The 16640-nt window shown below is 70.3% G+C and carries 11 protein-coding genes; 6 read left to right on the top strand and 5 right to left on the bottom strand.

Going from position 1 to position 16640, the window contains the following annotated elements; all coding sequences use genetic code 11:
* Positions 1-137 precede the first annotated feature (137 nt).
* The 3 genes from ACGFW6_RS28490 (at position 138) to glpK (ending at position 4549) form a co-directional block, all read left to right on the top strand.
* Positions 138-1787 carry an EAL domain-containing protein gene (locus ACGFW6_RS28490; protein ID WP_393515740.1) on the top strand — a complete coding sequence of 550 codons (1650 nt, stop codon included), beginning with the start codon at positions 138-140 and terminating at the stop codon, positions 1785-1787.
* A gap of 502 nt (positions 1788-2289) precedes the next feature.
* On the top strand, positions 2290-3015 hold the full coding sequence (locus tag ACGFW6_RS28485) for an MIP/aquaporin family protein (RefSeq protein ID WP_393515737.1): 726 nt from the start codon (positions 2290-2292) through the stop codon (positions 3013-3015).
* A gap of 22 nt (positions 3016-3037) precedes the next feature.
* A complete protein-coding gene (glpK, locus tag ACGFW6_RS28480) occupies positions 3038-4549 on the top strand; it encodes a glycerol kinase GlpK (protein WP_393515734.1) in 1512 nt (503 codons plus the stop codon).
* 137 nt (positions 4550-4686) lie between these two features.
* Here glpK and ACGFW6_RS28475 read toward each other — a convergent pair whose 3' ends face one another.
* From ACGFW6_RS28475 to ACGFW6_RS28455, 5 genes are read right to left on the bottom strand one after another with little or no spacing between them, the layout of a single operon-like run.
* Complete coding sequence (locus ACGFW6_RS28475; RefSeq protein ID WP_393515731.1) at positions 4687-5292, bottom strand: ATP/GTP-binding protein; 606 nt, start codon at positions 5290-5292, stop codon at positions 4687-4689.
* A complete protein-coding gene (locus ACGFW6_RS28470) occupies positions 5273-8923 on the bottom strand; it encodes a hydantoinase B/oxoprolinase family protein (protein ID WP_393515728.1) in 3651 nt (1216 codons plus the stop codon). Before ACGFW6_RS28470 ends, ACGFW6_RS28475 begins: the two co-directional genes overlap by 20 nt.
* 24 nt (positions 8924-8947) lie before the next feature.
* Positions 8948-9343 (bottom strand): DUF742 domain-containing protein, encoded by a 396-nt coding sequence (locus tag ACGFW6_RS28465; RefSeq protein ID WP_381454633.1) that lies wholly within the window; start codon positions 9341-9343, stop codon positions 8948-8950.
* Positions 9344-9352: 9 nt separating this feature from the next.
* On the bottom strand, positions 9353-9790 hold the full coding sequence (locus ACGFW6_RS28460) for a roadblock/LC7 domain-containing protein (protein ID WP_393515725.1): 438 nt from the start codon (positions 9788-9790) through the stop codon (positions 9353-9355).
* A complete protein-coding gene (locus ACGFW6_RS28455) occupies positions 9787-12639 on the bottom strand; it encodes a nitrate- and nitrite sensing domain-containing protein (protein ID WP_393515722.1) in 2853 nt (950 codons plus the stop codon). The genes ACGFW6_RS28460 and ACGFW6_RS28455 overlap by 4 nt, the downstream gene beginning before the upstream one ends.
* A 421-nt stretch (positions 12640-13060) precedes the next feature.
* Between ACGFW6_RS28455 and ACGFW6_RS28450 the strand changes: the two genes are divergently transcribed.
* The 3 genes from ACGFW6_RS28450 (at position 13061) to ACGFW6_RS28440 (ending at position 16618) form a co-directional block, all read left to right on the top strand.
* A complete protein-coding gene (locus ACGFW6_RS28450; protein ID WP_393515719.1) occupies positions 13061-13639 on the top strand; it encodes a hypothetical protein in 579 nt (192 codons plus the stop codon).
* Positions 13640-13807: 168 nt separating this feature from the next.
* Positions 13808-14968 carry an N-methyl-L-tryptophan oxidase gene (gene solA / locus ACGFW6_RS28445; protein ID WP_393515716.1) on the top strand — a complete coding sequence of 387 codons (1161 nt, stop codon included), beginning with the start codon at positions 13808-13810 and terminating at the stop codon, positions 14966-14968.
* Positions 14969-15037: 69 nt separating this feature from the next.
* The gene (locus tag ACGFW6_RS28440) at positions 15038-16618 is read left to right on the top strand and encodes an APC family permease (protein ID WP_393515713.1); all 1581 of its coding nucleotides are present in this window, start codon (positions 15038-15040) and stop codon (positions 16616-16618) included.
* Positions 16619-16640: the final 22 nt, after the last annotated feature.

Raw genomic sequence — 16640 nt, 5'->3', positions numbered from 1 at the left:
TCGTCAGCAACGTCACCTCGACCTCGTCGCACCCAGAACGATCAGCATTTATCTACGCAGCGTGAGCGGGCCGGAATCCTGCGTGAACGTCTCATGAACTGGGCTCGGGCGCGCTCAGGCGGCGCAATCATGCTCCCGTGCACTCCTGGACGGATACTCTCCGCTTCGCTTTCCAACCGGTGGTCAATCTGACCACCGGAGGGGTCGCGGGGCTGGAGATACTGGCCCGCCCGGAGACCGGCGACGTCCTGGCCGAGGCGCGCCGCGATCCCGATCTCGACGGCCAGCTCGCCGTGTTGGCGTTCCGTGCGGCGGCTCGCAAGGAGACACTGCTCCCCCTGTACGTCAACGTGTTCGCCGGCACCCTCGGCGACCTCGGCGGGCTGACGCCCCTGCACGACGCCGTCCGCGCGGCGGGGCGGCTGCCGTGGGAGGTGACGATCGACATCGGCCCGCCGTACACGCACGTGCCCCAGCAGGCGCTGCTGGAAGCCGTGGGCGCGTTGCGGGACCAGGGGTTCCGGATCAGCGCGGACGGCGTCGGCGACGGGGACGTCCCGCTGCGGCTGCTGACGGACATGTCACCGGAGCTGCTGAAACTGGACGCGTCCCTGCTGGCGCGGCCGGCGGCGATCAGTGCGATGCGGGCGTTGTGCGAGCAACTGGGAGCGCTCGTGTGCGTCGAGGGGGTGGAGACGGAGCTCCAGTGCGCCACGGCACGAGCGGCGGGTGCGCAGCTGGCCCAGGGCGAGCTGTTCGCTCCACCGGCCCGGCTGCCCGCGGCGGAGGTATACGTTCCGCCGCGTTCGACCGGACTGGCGGTTACGCCTCGTTCGGGACCCTCGGTGCGCGAGTTCGTGCGGCCGGCGGCCCTGCTGCCCGCCACCGCGTCGGCCGGACAGGTGCGGGCGCTGCTGACCGGCTCCCCGGAGGTGTCCGGGGTACTGCTGGTGGACATGCACGGCGTCCCGGTGCGGTCGGTGCACCGTTCCCGCTTCCTGCTGTCGATGTCGGGCCGCTACGGCCACGCCCTGTACGCCGACCGGCCCGCGGCAAAGCTCGGAGATCCGCCGCGCACGGTGGGCGTCGACGCCACGGCATGGGAGGTGCTGGACGTCGTCGCGGACGGCGGCCGGGACCGCACCTCGGACGACGTCGCCGTGGTCGACCGGTTCGGCCGGTGCGTGGGCGTCGTACGGCTGGCGGACCTGGTGCGGGCGCTCGCCGAGAACCGGGTCGAGGAGGCCGCCGGGCTCAATCCGCTGACCCGGCTGCCCGGGTCGGACGCGATCACCGGCGAGGTGGACCGGCGGATCGCGGACGGGCGGAGGTTCGCACTGAGCTGGCTGGACGTGGACCACTTCAAGCAGGTCAACGACGGTGCCGGGTTCGCGGCCGGCGACGAGCTGATCCGCTCCGTGGGGCGGGCGCTGCAGCACGTGGCGACGGACACCACCCGCGTCGGCCATATCGGCGGGGACGACTTCCTGGTCCTCGCGGATCCGGAGGGGCTGAATCCGCTGGCCATCTCGGTGCTGGACGCGCCCTGGTCGGCGGGGGGACGCACCGTCACGCTGTCCCTGGCCACCGTCCTGTGCGAACCCGGAAGCGTGACGGATCACCGCCAGGCGGCCTCCTGTCTGGCGCCGCTGAAGAAGGCCGCGAAGTCACTCAGCGGCGCGAGCTGGGTCCTCGGGCGCGCCGGACTGCCCGGGCACGAAATCCTGCGCGGAGTGGAAGCGGCACCCGCGGCTGGCTGCGCGGTGGCGGAGCCCGGCAGGGGGTGAGACGCTGTCCCCACGAGGTCGGCGGTGGCCGAAAGGCACCCGCGGGCCTCAGCACAGCACTGCACAGCAATGGCCTTCGACCCCTGCCGGGTCCAGCGGGAACTGGCCCGCCTGCCGGCCTCAGCAGGGCCTCGGTGTCCCGTCCCTGTCCCGTCTCACTTCCGAGTGGGCGTGCCCGGAGCGCGGAACGCGTGGGCTCGTGACCCGTCGGCACACCCCTGAACCGTTGGCGTCAGCGACCTTGACGCCCCCTGGACACCGGTGAACACTTCCCGGTGTCAGCCGACATCGCCGTACATTCTCGGCGTATCCACGCACTGCGCCGCGCGGTTCCGCCTGTGCAAAGGCCCTCCCCCACGGGCGATTCGGCTGCGACGGCACGCTCGTCACGGACGCCGGGCGGGGCGCGGGACCACCCTGCCTTCGTCTGAAGTCGCCATGGGAAACGCACCCCGCACCAAGAACCGGGGCCGATCGTCCCGGCCAGGGCCTAGGAGCAGCCATGAGCAACGGAGACATATTCCTCGGTGAGGTCATCGGCACCGCGATCCTGATTCTCTTCGGGGCCGGCGTCGTAGCCGCCGTCCTACTGAACTTCTCCAAGGCGAAGGACGCGGGCTGGATCGTCATCGCCTTCGGCTGGGGATTCGGTGTCATGGCCGGCGCGTACACCGCGGCCCCCCTGTCCGGCGGGCAGCTGAACCCGGCCGTGACGATCGGGATCGCCATCGACACGGGGGTCTGGGACAAGGTCCACATCTACATCGCCGGCCAGATCGTGGGCGCGATGCTGGGTGCGGTGCTGTGCTGGCTCGTCTACTACGCACAGTTCCAGGCCAATGCCGACGAGAAGATCGCCCAGCCGACGCTCGGGATCTTCTCCACCGCGCCCGCGATCCGCAATACGGTCGCGAACCTCATGACCGAGATCATCGCGACCGTCGCGCTGGTGCTGCCGATCCTCGCGTTCGGCCTGACCAAGGGGCTCGGCGTGTCGGGCACCGCGATCCTGATCGTCTCGTTCCTGGTGGTCGGCATCGGTCTGTCGCTCGGCGGTCCCACGGGGTACGCCATCAACCCGGCCCGTGACCTGGGCCCCCGCATCATTCACGCCTTGCTCCCGATTCCCAACAAGGGCACCTCGGACTGGGGTTACGCGTGGATCCCGGTGGTGGGACCGCTGATCGGCGGGGCGCTGTCCGGGGTCATCTTCAACGCAGCGTTCTGAAGGATCCGACGAAGGGGACGTCATGACGGACAAGTTCGTCGCCGCAATCGACCAGGGCACGACCTCGAGCCGCTGCATCATCTTCAACCAGGACGGCGCGATCGTGGCCGTCGACCAGCGCGAGCACCGCCAGATCTTCCCCAAGCCCGGCTGGGTGGAGCATGACGCCACGGAGATCTGGTCCAAGGTGCAGGCGGTGGTCGCCGGCGCGATCGCGAAGGCCGGTCTGCGCACCGACCAGATCAGCGCGCTCGGCATCACCAACCAGCGCGAGACGACGGTCCTGTGGGACCGCGCGACCGGCAAACCGGTGCACAACGCGATCGTGTGGCAGGACACACGCACCTCGGCGCTGTGCAAGGAGCTCGGCGGCTCGGACGGGCAGGACCGGTTCCGCGAGCAGACAGGACTGCCGCTGGCCAGCTACTTCTCCGGTCCCAAGGCGGCCTGGCTGCTGGACAACGTGCCCGGTCTGAGGGATCGCGCCGAGCGCGGCGAGATCGCCTTCGGAACCATCGACTCCTGGCTCATCTGGAACCTCACCGGCGGCACAGACGGCGGGCAGCACGTGACCGACGTGACGAACGCCGGGCGCACCATGCTGATGAACCTGGAGACCCTCCAGTGGGACCCCTCGATCCTGTCCGCCATGAACGTGCCCGAGGCCGTCCTGCCGGAGATCAGGTCCTCCGCCGAGGTGTACGGGACCGCCGTCGGGCAGCTGGCCGGGGTGCCGGTCGCCTCGGCCCTCGGTGACCAGCAGGCAGCCGTGTTCGGGCAGGCCTGCTACGACGTCGGCACCGCGAAGAACACCTACGGCACCGGTAGCTTCCTGCTGCTCAACACGGGCAACCGGCCGGTGCCGTCGAAGAGCGGGCTGCTGACGACGATGGGCTACAAGATCGGCGACGAGGCGCCCGTGTACTGCCTGGAGGGGGCGATAGCGATAACGGGCGCGCTGGTCCAATGGTTCCGCGACCAGCTCGGCATCATCCGTACCGCCGACGAGATCGAGCCCCTGGCGGAGAGCGTCGAGGACAACGGCGGCGCGTACATCGTGCCCGCCTTCTCCGGCCTGTTCGCGCCGTACTGGCGCTCGGACGCACGCGGTGTCGTCACCGGCCTGACGCGCTACGTCACCAAGGCGCACCTCGCCCGTGCGGTGCTGGAGGCGACGAGCTGGCAGACGCGCGAGGTCGTGGACGCCATGTACCAGGACTCCGGCGTCGAGATCACGACTCTCAAGGTCGACGGAGGCATGACGAAGAACAACCTGCTCATGCAGCACCAGGCGGACGTGCTCGACGTCCCGGTGATCCGGCCCAAGATCTCCGAGACGACCTGTCTGGGCGCCGCGTACGCGGCGGGCCTGGCCACGGGCGTGTGGAACGACCTGGACGAACTCAAGGCGCACTGGGCGAAGGACGCCGAGTGGACGCCCACCATGACCGCCGAGGCGCGTGACCGCGAGTACCACAACTGGCGCAAGGCGGTGGAGAAGAGCTTCGGCTGGGAGGAGGACGGCGGGAGCTGAGGCGGCGGGCGAGAGCTGCGGCAGGCGCCGAGAGCTGCCCACGCGTGCGTGCGCCCGACGTGAAGCACGCGCGTGTGCTCAAGGCGCACGGCCCGTACCCCGGTCGGCGGGGGTACGGGCCGTGTCCCTGAACGGGATCAGGTGGTGACGGTCTGGCGGCGGTCCGCCTGGAAGGCCATCGCGTGCTGGACGACCCCGATGAGGATCTCCTTGACGGACTCCCGGTCGCGGGCGTCGCACAGCACCAGGGGTGCGTCGGGGTCCAGATCGAGGGCCTGGCGGATGTCGTCCGCCGGGTAACGGGCGGCTCCCTCGAAGCAGTTGACGCCGACGAGGAAGGGTATGCCGCGCCGTTCGAAGTAGTCGATGGCGGCGAAGGAGTCCTCCAGGCGCCGCGTGTCGGCGAGGACGACGGCGCCCAGGGCGCCCTCCGACAGTTCGTCCCACATGAACCAGAACCGCTCCTGGCCGGGCGTGCCGAAGAGGTACAGGACCAGGTCCTCGCGCAGGGTGATGCGGCCGAAGTCCATGGCCACGGTGGTGGTGCGCTTGCCCTCGACACCGCTCGTGTCGTCGACCGGACGTCCGGCCTCGGTGAGCAGTTCCTCGGTGCGCAGCGGCCTGATCTCGCTGACCGCGCCGACGAGGGTGGTCTTGCCCACGCCGAAGCCGCCGGCCACCAGGATCTTGAGCGTGACGGGCTCGACCGGAGGCTTCCCGCGCTCAGAACGCCCGAAGATCATCGATCTCTTCTCCTGCTTGATGGGGGTCGCGCGACGGTGGGCCGTAGCCTCCGCCGCCGGGGGTTTCGATGACGAGTACGTCGCCGGGGCCGACGTCCGCCGAGTCGCTGCCGCCGAGCGCGGTGACCGTGCCGTCCGCGTGTTCGACGCGGTTGGCTCCCAGCGCGCCGGGCTCGCCGCCGGCCATGCCGTACGGCGGGACCCGGCGGTGCTGGGACAGCGTGGAGACGGTCATGGGCTCGTGGAACCGGAGGCGGCGCACCGCGCCGTCCCCGCCGTGCCACCGTCCGGCGCCGCCGCTGCCGTGCCGCAGCGCGAACTCGTCGAGCCGGACGGGCAGCCGCCATTCCAGCACTTCGGGGTCGGTGAGCCGTGAGTTGGTCATGTGGGTCTGGACGACGGGTGCGCCGGGGAACCCGTCGCCCGCACCCGACCCGGAGGCCACGGTCTCGTAGTACTGGTGGCGTTCGTTGCCGAAGGTGACGTTGTTCATGGTGCCGGAGCCTTCGGCCTGGACGCCCAGGGCCGCGTAGAGGGCCCCGGTGATGGCCTGCGAGGTCTCCACGTTGCCCGCGACGACCGCGGCCGGGGGTTCGGGGGCGAGCATGGAGCCGGGCGGCACGATGATGTCGAGGGGGCGCAGACACCCGTCGTTGAGCGGGATGTCGTCGGCGACCAGGGTGCGGAAGACGTACAGGACCGCCGCGTTGACCACCGAGAAGGGTGCGTTGAAGTTGGTGGTCAGCTGCGGGGAGGTGCCGGTGAAGTCGACGGTGGCGGTGCGGCCGGCGCGGTCCACGCGCACGCGTACCCGGATGACGGCGCCGGAGTCGGTCTCGTAGGCGTACTCGCCGTCGTCGAGGGCGTCGATGACGCGGCGTACCGCTTCCTCGGCGTTGTCCTGGACGTGCCGCATGTACGCCTGGACCACGTCGAGGCCGAAGTTCTCGATCATGCGGGCGACTTCGTCGACGCCCTTCTGGTTGGCCGCGATCTGGGCGCGCAGGTCGGCGAGGTTGGTCCTGGGGTTGCGTGAGGGGTACGGCGCCCCGGTGAGCAGACGGAGGGTCTCCTCCTCGCGGAACCGGCCGTTCTCGGCGAGCAGCCAGTTGTCGAAGAGGATTCCCTCCTCCTCGATGGTGCTGCTGTTCGCGGGCATGGAGCCGGGAGCGATGCCGCCGATCTCGGCGTGGTGGCCGCGTGAGGCGACGTAGAAGAGGATCCGCTGCTCACCCTCCGTGTTCGCTGCGCCGTCGGCGTCGAAGACCGGGGTGATCACGGTGACGTCGGGCAGGTGGGTGCCGCCGTGGTACGGGTCGTTGACCACGTAGGTGTCGCCCGGGCGCATCTCCGAGCCACGGCGCCGGATGACCTCCTTGACGCTGGTGCCCATCGAGCCCAGGTGGACGGGGATGTGCGGGGCGTTGGCCACCAGGTTTCCGTCCGGGTCGAAGAGCGCGCACGAGAAGTCCAGGCGCTCTTTGATGTTGACGGACTGTGCCGTGGATTCGAGGCGGGCGCCCATCTGTTCGGCGATGGACATGAAGAGGTTGTTGAAGACCTCGAGCAGGACCGGGTCGGCTTTCGTGTCGAGTTCGGAACTCTCCGTGATCGCCGCGCGTTCCATGACCAGATGCCCGTCGTCGGTCGCCACGGCTTGCCAGCCGTCGTCCACGACGGTCGTCGCACTGGCTTCGGTGATGATCGCCGGTCCGGTGACGGTTTCGCCGGGAGGGAGGAACTCGCGGCGGTGGAGGGGCACTTCGCGCCGGATGCCGCCGGTGTGGAGGGGGACGGTCGGCGGTGCCGCCGGGCTGCCCTCGGGGGCGGCCTCATAGGGGGCGAGAGCGGAGAGATCGGGGGGTTCGGTGATGCCGGTGGCTTCGACGGACAGGGCTTCGACGACGATCGGGCGGTCGAGCGTGAAGGAGTACGTGGCGCGATGACGTTCTTCGAAGGCACGCCGCATCGTGGCGGGTTCGGTGAGTTCGACGGTGAGGGTGGTGTCGGTGCCGTCGTAACGGAGTTGGGCGCGTCGGGTGACCCTGACGCGGTCCTCGGGGACGTCCTCGTCGAGGAGTTCGGCCCGAGCGGCGGATTCCAGGTCGTCCGCCGTCTTCAGGACGCCGGACATCGAGGCGGTGTCCAGGGCGGCTTCCACGGACTGCTCACGCATGGCCGTCGTGTCGGCGAGGCCGATCCCGAGCGCGGAGAGGACTCCGGCCATGGGCGGCACGAGGACGGTTCGGATGCCGAGCGAATCGGCGACCATGCACGCGTGCTGTCCACCCGCGCCACCGAAGGTGGTGAGGGCGTAGCGGGTGACGTCGTGCCCCTTCTGGACGGAGATCCGCTTCACGGCGTTGGCGATGTTGGCGACCGCGATCTGCAGGTAGCCCTCGGCCACCTGCTCGGGGGTGCGGTCGTCCCCGGTCCGTTCGCGGATCTCGCGTGCGAGGGCGGTGAAGCGGTCGCGGACGAGGACGTCGTCGAGGGACTGGTCGCCGTCGGGGCCGAACACCTGGGGGAAGTGCTCGGGTTGGATGCGGCCCAGCATGACGTTGGCGTCGGTCACGGTGAGCGGTCCGCCGCCGCGGTAGCAGGCGGGCCCCGGGTCCGCGCCCGCCGAGTCCGGCCCTACGCGGTAACGGGAGCCGTCGAAGTGGAGGACCGAGCCGCCGCCGGCCGCGACGGTGTGGATGTCCAGCATGGGGGCGCGCAGCCGGACTCCGGCGATCTGGGTGGTGAAGACGCGTTCGTAGTCGCCCGCGAAGTGGGAGACGTCGGTGGAGGTGCCGCCCATGTCGAAGCCGATGACCCGGTCGAACCCGGCGAGCTGCGACATGCGGGCCATGCCGACGATGCCGCCGGCGGGGCCGGAGAGGATGGCGTCCTTGCCGCGGAACTGCCCGGCCTCGGCGAGACCGCCGTTCGACTGCATGAACATCAGCCGCACGTCTTCGAGCTGGTCGGCGACGTGCTGGACGTAGCGGCGCAGCACGGGCGAGAGGTAGGCGTCGACGACGGCGGTGTCCCCGCGCGGGACGAGTTTCATCAGCGGGCTGACCTCGCTGGACAGCGAGATCTGCGGGAAGCCGATGCGGGCGGCGAGCCCGCCGACGGCCTGCTCGTGGGCCGGGTGGAGATGGCTGTGCATGCAGACCACGGCGACCGCGCGGATGCCGTCGTCGTACGCCTCCTGGAGGGGGCCGCCGAGGGCGTCCAGGTCGGGAGCGTGCAGGACGGTGCCGTCGGCGGCGATGCGTTCGTCGACCTCGACGACCCGCTCGTACAGCAGCTCGGGCAGCTCGATGCGGCGGGCGAAGATGCGGGGGCGGTTCTGGTAGGCGATGCGCAGGGCGTCGCGGAAACCACGGGTGATCACCAGCAGGGTCCGCTCGCCCTTGCGCTCGAGGAGGGCGTTCGTGGCGACCGTCGTGCCCATGCGGACGGCCTCGATGGGGTCCGGGGAGCCGTCCAGCAGCTCGCGTACGCCCGCCACCGCGGCGTCGGAGTAGCGCGCCGGGTTCTCCGACAGGAGCTTGTGCGTCAGCAGGCGGCCGTCCGGGCGTCGCGCGACGATGTCCGTGAAGGTGCCGCCTCGGTCGACCCAGAACTGCCAGCCTGTCACGTCACTACCCCGCTTCCGCGCCGCTCACAGCGCCCGCAGGCCGTTGATCACGTCGCGCAGAATACTCTCGTCCACCAGCTCGGCAGGCGGTACGGGCCGGTTCACATGGACGAATTCCGCGTCCACGAGGTCCCCGACGAGGACCCGTACGACTCCGATGGGCAGATCGAGTTCGGCGGAGAGTTCCGCGACGGACTGCGGGGCGTCACGGCACAGCTCCACGATGTCCACGTGTTCCGGGGACAGTGTCGAGTCGGCGTCCGGGTCGTCGGCGTGCGTCTCCGCGACGACCACCGCGATCAGGTCGAGGCGGTGCTGGGCCGCACTGGTGGTGCGGCCGCGCGTCATGGCGTACGGACGGACGACCGGTCCGGCCTCGTCGTCGAACCAGTGGCTTCTTCCCTGACCGTCAGCGCTCATGCCATCCCACTACCCGCCCGAGGTCAGATCGGTGCGCGGAGCGGAGCCCAGATGTACGCCGACCCGCTTGACCAGGAGCGTCATCTCGTACGCGACCTGGCCGACGTCGGAGTCGGCGTCCGAGAGCACCGCGAGGCAGCTGCCGTCACCGGCAGCCGTCACGAACAGGAAAGCGTCGTCCAGCTCCACGACGGTCTGCCGGACGCTGCCCGCCTCGAAGTGCCGGCCCACGCCCTTGGCGAGGCTGTGGAACCCGGACGCGACGGCGGCGAGGTGCTCGCTGTCCTCCCGCGTCAGGTCCTTGGACACACCGGTGGGCAGGCCGTCGCCGGAGAGCACGAGGGCCTTGCGGATGCTGGCGACCCGGTCCACCAGGTCGTCGAGGAGCCAGTTGAGCTCCCCCGACTGGTTGGTCGCGCTGTGGCCGGTCGCCTCTGGTGCGGTCATCGACCGTCCCCCTTAGTCGTTCGTTGTGGTGCTGTGCCGCTGTGGGCGTCGTCGCCCGCGGCGTTCTCCGTGCGGCCGCGCTGCCAGCCGCGCTGAAGTGAGGCCATTCGGCTGCGTACCTCGTCCGCGTCCCTCTCCACGGGCTCCGGTTTGTCCTCGGTGCGTCGCGCGGGGCCCTGCCTGAGCTGGGGAGCCAGATTGGCCTGCCGTACACGTCGGGGCAGCGCGCCCGCCCCGGAGCCGGCCGGCGGTGGTGCGCCCGCCGGGTTCGCAGCGGAGTCGTCGGAGCCGCTGGAAGCGATCGCCGGGCGGTGTGCGCGCCTGGGCAGAGCCGACGGCTCGGGCTGCTCAGCACGGTCCCGGCCGCCGGCCGACGGGATGCCGGGGCGCTCCTCGAACTGGTCGGGACCGTCGACCGCTCCGCCTCTGGGCCCTGTGCCGCGACGGCGGGTCGGCAGCGGGGCGAGACCGTTCGGTTGCGGACGGCTCGGACCCGCCTCGGGTTCGGCCTCCGGCTTCTCCCGCCGGGAGCGCTGCTCCGAGACCGGGCGCCCGTGCGAGCTGACCAGCTTGGGTGTGCTGCGGCGTGGCAGTGGAACCGGGGCGCTCACCTGGTCATCCCGGCCGGCGTGTTCCGGGCCGCCGGGGATGCCGGAGACCGGGTGCTGCTCGCCGATCGGGCCGGTCGCCTCGGTCTCCGTGGGGCCGAGTGCGCGGCGCGGGCGGAAGAGTCCGCCGCGATCGCCGTCCTCGTCCTCCAGGGGGTCCGGGAAGTCGCCCAGCGCATCGAGGTCGACGGGGGCCTCGAGCTCGACCGGGCCGTCCAGGAGCGAGGTCGGCAGTCCGGGCACGCGGACCGGCACCTGGGACAGGGCTGCCCGGCGCGCCTCCTCCAGTTCCGCTTCCTTGGAGGGCGTGGGCCGGTCCAGCCGGAACCCGATGCCGTTGGTGTCCGGCACGTCGTCGGTGAGGAGCGCGTCGGGGATGAAGACGACGGCGGTGGTACCGCCGTACGGCGACGGCTGGAGGGAGACGCGGACGTTCTGGCGCTGGGCGAGGCGGCTGACCACGAAGAGGCCGAGCCGGTCGGTGTCGGAGAGCTCGAACTCGGGGGTCTCGGCGAGCCGGAGGTTGGCGTCGAGGAGGGCCTCGGCGGCCATGCCCAGACCGCGGTCGTGGATCTCCAGGGTGAAGCCGTTGGCGACGCGCTCACCCAGGACCTGGACGGCGGTGTGCGGCGGGGAGAACACCGTGGCGTTCTCCAGGAGTTCGGCGACGAGGTGGGTGATGTCCGCAACGGCGGGGCCGGTGACGGCGACGCGGGGCAGACGGCGCACCTCGATGCGCTCGTAGTCCTCGACCTCGGCGACCGCGGCGCGCACGACGTCCATGAGCTGGACGGGCTTGCGCCACTGCCGTGAGGGGGCGGCTCCGGAGAGGATGACCAGGCCTTCGGCGTGGCGGCGCATGCGGGTGGTCAGGTGGTCCAGGCGGAACAGGTCGGCGAGTTCGTCGGTGTCCTCGGTCCTGCGTTCCATCGTGTCGAGGAGGGTGAGCTGCTTGTGCAGGAGGACCTGGCTGCGGCGGGCGAGGTTCACGAAGACCTCGGAGACGCCGGCGCGCAGTTCGGCCTGCTTGACGGCGGCCTCGACGGCGGCGCGCTGGAGGGTGTTGAGGGCCTGGCCGACCTCGCCGATCTCGTTCTTGTCGTACTCCAGGCGCGGGACCTCGGTCTCCACGTCGACCTGCTCGCCGGCGGAGAGGCGGCGCATCACGCTGGGCAGGCGTACGCCGGACGCCTCGTGGGCCTCCATGCGCAGCTGCCGCAGGTCACGGATGAGGCTCCGGCCGATGCGTACGGACAGGACGAGGGAGAACAGCAGGGCGAGCAGGCCGAGGACGCCGGCGATGGCGGCCTTGACGATGACGCCCATCGCGACGGGCTGGACGCGCTCCTGATAGCGGGTGCCGGCTTCGTCGTTGAGTTTGCTGAGCTCTTCGAGGACGCTGCCGGCCGCGGTGTCCCAGCTCTTGGCCTCGACGATGCTGGGCCGGCCGGGCTGGCCGAAGATGACGGCCTGCTCGGCCACGCGCAGCGGCGCGGTGGAGGCGTTCTTCCAGAAGCGCTCGTAGCGCTCGCGCTCCGAGGACGGCAGGTCCGTCAGGCTGACGTCGTACATCAGGGTGCGCTGGGCCACGAGGTCGGAGACGTCGCGGATCTCCTCGCGGGTGAGCTTGCCGACCACGAGGGCCGAGCTGAGCAGCGCGTCCTCGCGCGAGAGGAGTTCACGGGCGCGGGTGACGTTGAGCAGAGCCCGTGCCTGCTTGTCCATCGCGACGCTGTCGACGCCGTCGAGGGCACCGAGCAGGGCGTAGCAGGGGTCGACGAGCCGGTTGTAGAGATAGAGCGCCTGGGCCCGGGTCACCGTGCCGTCCTCGACACTGCGGCGCAGGGCGTTGACGCCGTCGAAGGCGTCCAGGACGGCGGTGAGGCGTTCCTCGTCGCCCTCGTCCATCCCGTCGCGGACGTCGGGGTCCTTGGCGTTCTTGCGGATCTCGGACAAGGCGGCGTCGGTGGAGCGCCGGGTGACGCGCAGCGCCGTCAGTGCGTCCGAGGCCCGTGGGTCGGCGAGATAGACGAGCGCCTGACGGCGCTCCTGCTGGAGAACGCGGACGGCGTCCTCGGTGGAGTAACCGATCTTCTCGACGAGGGACGACACCGTGAACAGCTGCGCCACACCTCGCCCCGTGAGTACCGTGGCGAAACCCCAGATCGCGGTCAGGGACACCAGCGGCACGAGAAGCAGCGCCACCATCTTCCGGCGGATCGACTTCCCGCGAAAGCGCATGGCCTCCCCCAGCTCAAACCCCCCACCGGTCAGGGGGCACACCTGTGCGTCAACAGTCGGCGCGAGCCTACTACCGACGCACAGGTAACTCGAAGAGCGGTCCGGAACCCGAACTTCCGCACCGGCGGCGAGACATGTGGAGTTGTCCGTGCATTACGGGAGATTGCCTACCGCGATCCCGTGGCACCCAGAGGCAGGGAACCAGCCGGTTTCTCTGGCCAGTTGGCCTGATTTTTATCATTCCCGGGAATCTTCCGGCCGCGTTGTTCGTCCTTCTGTACGGGAAATGGGGGCGGAATGAGCCACAGGAGCCGCATCCCGCCCCTGGGCGGCGTAAAACAGCGCAAGCCGGGCAGCCAATGGGGAGCCGGGCCTTCGGGTCCGGGCAAGCGGTCTGCCGGCGGTGGGGAGTGACACGGTGATGGGCACGGCGGAGCGGCGTGAAGCGCCTGAGGACGGCGCCACGGCGCACGAGAGGGCGCGGCTTGGTCCCGAAGCGCTGGATCGCGACATTCCAGCGGGCGCGCGCACAGAGACAGTCAGCCGTGAGGATCCGGAGGGCACAGGCGTGGTGACGGCGAGCGAGGACGCGCCCCGGGGCTGGTCGGGCTACCGGCCGCTCTGGGTGGAGGAGCCCACGCCGCGGCGCCGGATGCCCGATCCGGTGCGCAGGTCGGCGGTGCGAGCCGTGCTGATCATCGCGTTGACGCTGATACAGGCGATGGTGGCCTTCCTGTGCACACTGGCGGGATCGTGGCTGGCCTTCCCCATGGTGATCAGCAGCGTGGTCAGCACGGTGGTGGCCACCTGGGGCGCCCTCGACGTCTGGGTGACCCGCCAGGTGTGGAACCAGCGCAACGGCGTGGTCTCGGCCCCGAGCAGCACCGCGCGTTCGCTGCGCCGCGAGCGGCGCCGGGCGCGGCACCAGGCACGTGAGGCCGAGCGCGCTCAGGAGCGAATACGCCGCCAGGGCGGGACCGGGCGGTTGTCGCACCCCTGAAATCGATCGACCCGCGCGCGGTCCGACAGGGAGACACGTCGTACGGTTGCCGAAGGCCGCAAGGTCTCGGTCACCGTCGTCGGGAAGCGGAACAGGCGCTCGTCGTAGCGGCGCCTCTCGGCCCCGGGTCGGCCCAAAGACGCCCGCATCCGCCGACTGGAGCCTCCCGTGTCCCCCACCTACGACGTGATCGTCATCGGTCTCGGCGGCATGGGCAGCGCGGCCGCCCATCATCTGTCCGCGCGCGGCGCCCGGGTGCTGGGCCTGGAGAAGTTCGGCCCCGTGCACGACCGCGGCTCCAGCCACGGCGGCTCGCGCATCACCCGGCAGTCGTACTTCGAGGACTCGGCATACGTCCCGCTGCTGCTGCGCGCCTATGAGTTGTACGACGACCTGGAGCGGGCGAGCGGCCGCGACATCGCCACCCTCTGCGGTGGCCTGATGCTCGGTCTGCCCGACTCACGCACCGTCGCCGGTTCGCTGCGTTCGGCGCGGGAGTGGGATCTGCCGCACGAGATGCTCGACGCGAAGGAGATCCGCCGCCGCTTCCCGACGCTCACGCCGAAGGACGACGAGGTGGCGCTGTACGAGAGGAGAGCCGGTTTCCTGCGGCCGGAGAACACCGTCGCCGCGCATCTCGGACTGGCCGCGCGGCAAGGCGCCGACCTGCACTTCGACGAGCCGATGACACGCTGGGAGCCGTACCGGGACGGTGTACGGGTGCACACGGCCGAGGACACGTACACCGCCGGGCAGTTGGTGATCTGCCCGGGCGCGTGGGCGCCGGAGCTGTCGGCCGACCTCGGGGTGCCGTTCTCCGTCGAGCGGCAGGTCATGTACTGGTTCCAGCCGAAGCAGGGCACCGATCCGTTCCTCCCGGCGCACCACCCCGTCTACATCTGGGAGGACACCGCCGGGGTCCATGTCTATGGATTCCCCGCCCTCGACGGACCTGCCGCCGGAGCCAAGGTCGCCTTCTTCCACAAGGGGCAGGTCACTACGCCGGAGACCATCGACCGGACCGTTCACGAGGACGAGATCCGGGCCATGGCGGACCATCTGTCCGGCTGCGTGCCGCACCTGCCCGGCACCCTGCTCAAGGCCGTGACCTGCATGTTCACCAACACCGCCGACGAACACTTCGTGATCGCCCGGCACCCGGCGCATCCGGACTCGGTCACGGTGGCCTGCGGGTTCTCCGGGCACGGATTCAAGTTCGTGCCCGTCGTCGGCGAGATCCTCGCCGACCTCGCCCTGACCGGCGGCACCGAGCATCCCATCGGCCTGTTCGACCCGGCTCGCCTCATTGACACTGTCCTGCCGCACTGACACCGTCCTTGATCCACGCAGCCGCCCGAGCCGCTCCCTCCCCCACCTCGGCCCATGAGGAGTCCGCTCATGTCGACAACGGAGCAACCAGCCGGTCCACACGGTCACGACGACACCGAGCTCGCCGAGTTCGGCTACAAACCCGAACTCAAGCGCACCCTGGGCAACTTCCACACCTTCGCGGCCGGGATCAGCTACATCTCGATCCTGACCGGCACGTTCCAGCTGTTCTACTTCGGTTACGGCAGCGGCGGTCCCGCCTACTGGTGGTCATGGCCGATGGTGTTCGTCGGCCAGTTCATGGTCGCCCTGTGCTTCGCGGAGCTCGCCGCCCGCTATCCCGTGGCGGGCTCGGTCTACAACTGGTCGAAGAAGATAGGCAACCCGCATCTGGGCTGGCTCGCCGGCTGGATGATGCTGGTCGCGTCCATCGTGTCCATCTCGGCCGTCGCGCTGGCCTACCAGTTGACGCTTCCGCAGATCTCTTCGGCGTTCCAGATCGTGGGGGACGGCACCGGCACGTACGACGTGGCGACCAACGCGGTCGTGCTGGCCGCGGTGCTGATCCTGTTCACCACCCTGGTGAACGCCTTCGGCGTCAAGCTGATGGCGAGGATCAACACGGCGGGTGTCTTCATCGAGTTGATCGCCACCGTCGTCCTGATCGTCCTGTTCGCGGTGCACATCACCCGCGGCCCCCAGGTCGTCCTGGAGACGAACGGGACCGGGGCGGACTACGGCACGGGGTATCTGGGGGCGTTCCTCGTCGCCTCGCTGGCTTCGGCGTACGTGATGTACGGCTTCGACACGGCCTCCTCCCTCGGTGAGGAGTGCCTGGACCCGTCGCGCAACGCGCCGCGGGCCATCATCCGCGCCATCGTGGCCTCGTTCGTCCTGGGCGGCCTGATCCTGCTGCTGGCGCTGATGAGCGTGTCCAGCCTGAAGGGCGAGAAGCTGTCGACGGACGGGCTTCAGTACGTCGTGCTCGACGTACTCGGTCCCACGGCCGGCAAGGCGATGCTGTGGTGCGTGCTGATCGCGGTCACGGTGTGCGCGCTGGCGGTCCACACGGCCGCGATCCGGCTGGCGTTCGCGATGGCCCGCGACAACAACCTGCCGGCGTCCTCGCGCCTGGCGCGGGTCAGCCCGCGGTTCCAGACACCGGTGCTGCCGACCGTGATCATCGGAGTGCTGGCGCTGTCCATTCTCGTGGTGAACATTCGGCAGCCGCAGATCTTCACCGTCGTCACGAGCATCGGCATCATCATGATCTACCTCGCCTACCTCGGCGTCACGACGCCGATGCTGGTGGCGCGGCTGCGGGGCAGGTGGCAGCCGGCCGGCGACGGGAAGTTCTCGCTGGGGCGTTGGGGCCTGCTGGTCAACATCGTCGCCGTGGTGTGGGGCGCGGGCATGACGTTGAACCTGATCTGGCCGCGCGCCGCGGTCTACAACGCGGCGGCCCCGTACCACTGGTATCTACGCTGGGGCGCGGTGCTGTTCGTCGTCGTCATCGCGGGCGGCGGCTTCGCCTACTACTGGTTCGTCCAGCGGCACCGGACGGGCGTCCTCGCGGAGCACAGCCTGCAGAGCACGGCGACGCCCGCCGCAGCCGACGGCGGTCCCGTGGCCTCGCAGGCCGCCGACTGAGCGGCCGTACCGGGCTCGGACC

Source organism: Streptomyces sp. Y7 (genome assembly GCF_043195415.1).
Lineage (GTDB): Bacteria > Actinomycetota > Actinomycetes > Streptomycetales > Streptomycetaceae > Streptomyces.
Note: the sequence above shows the minus strand (reverse complement) of the source record. Positions and strands in the feature narration are given on the sequence as shown.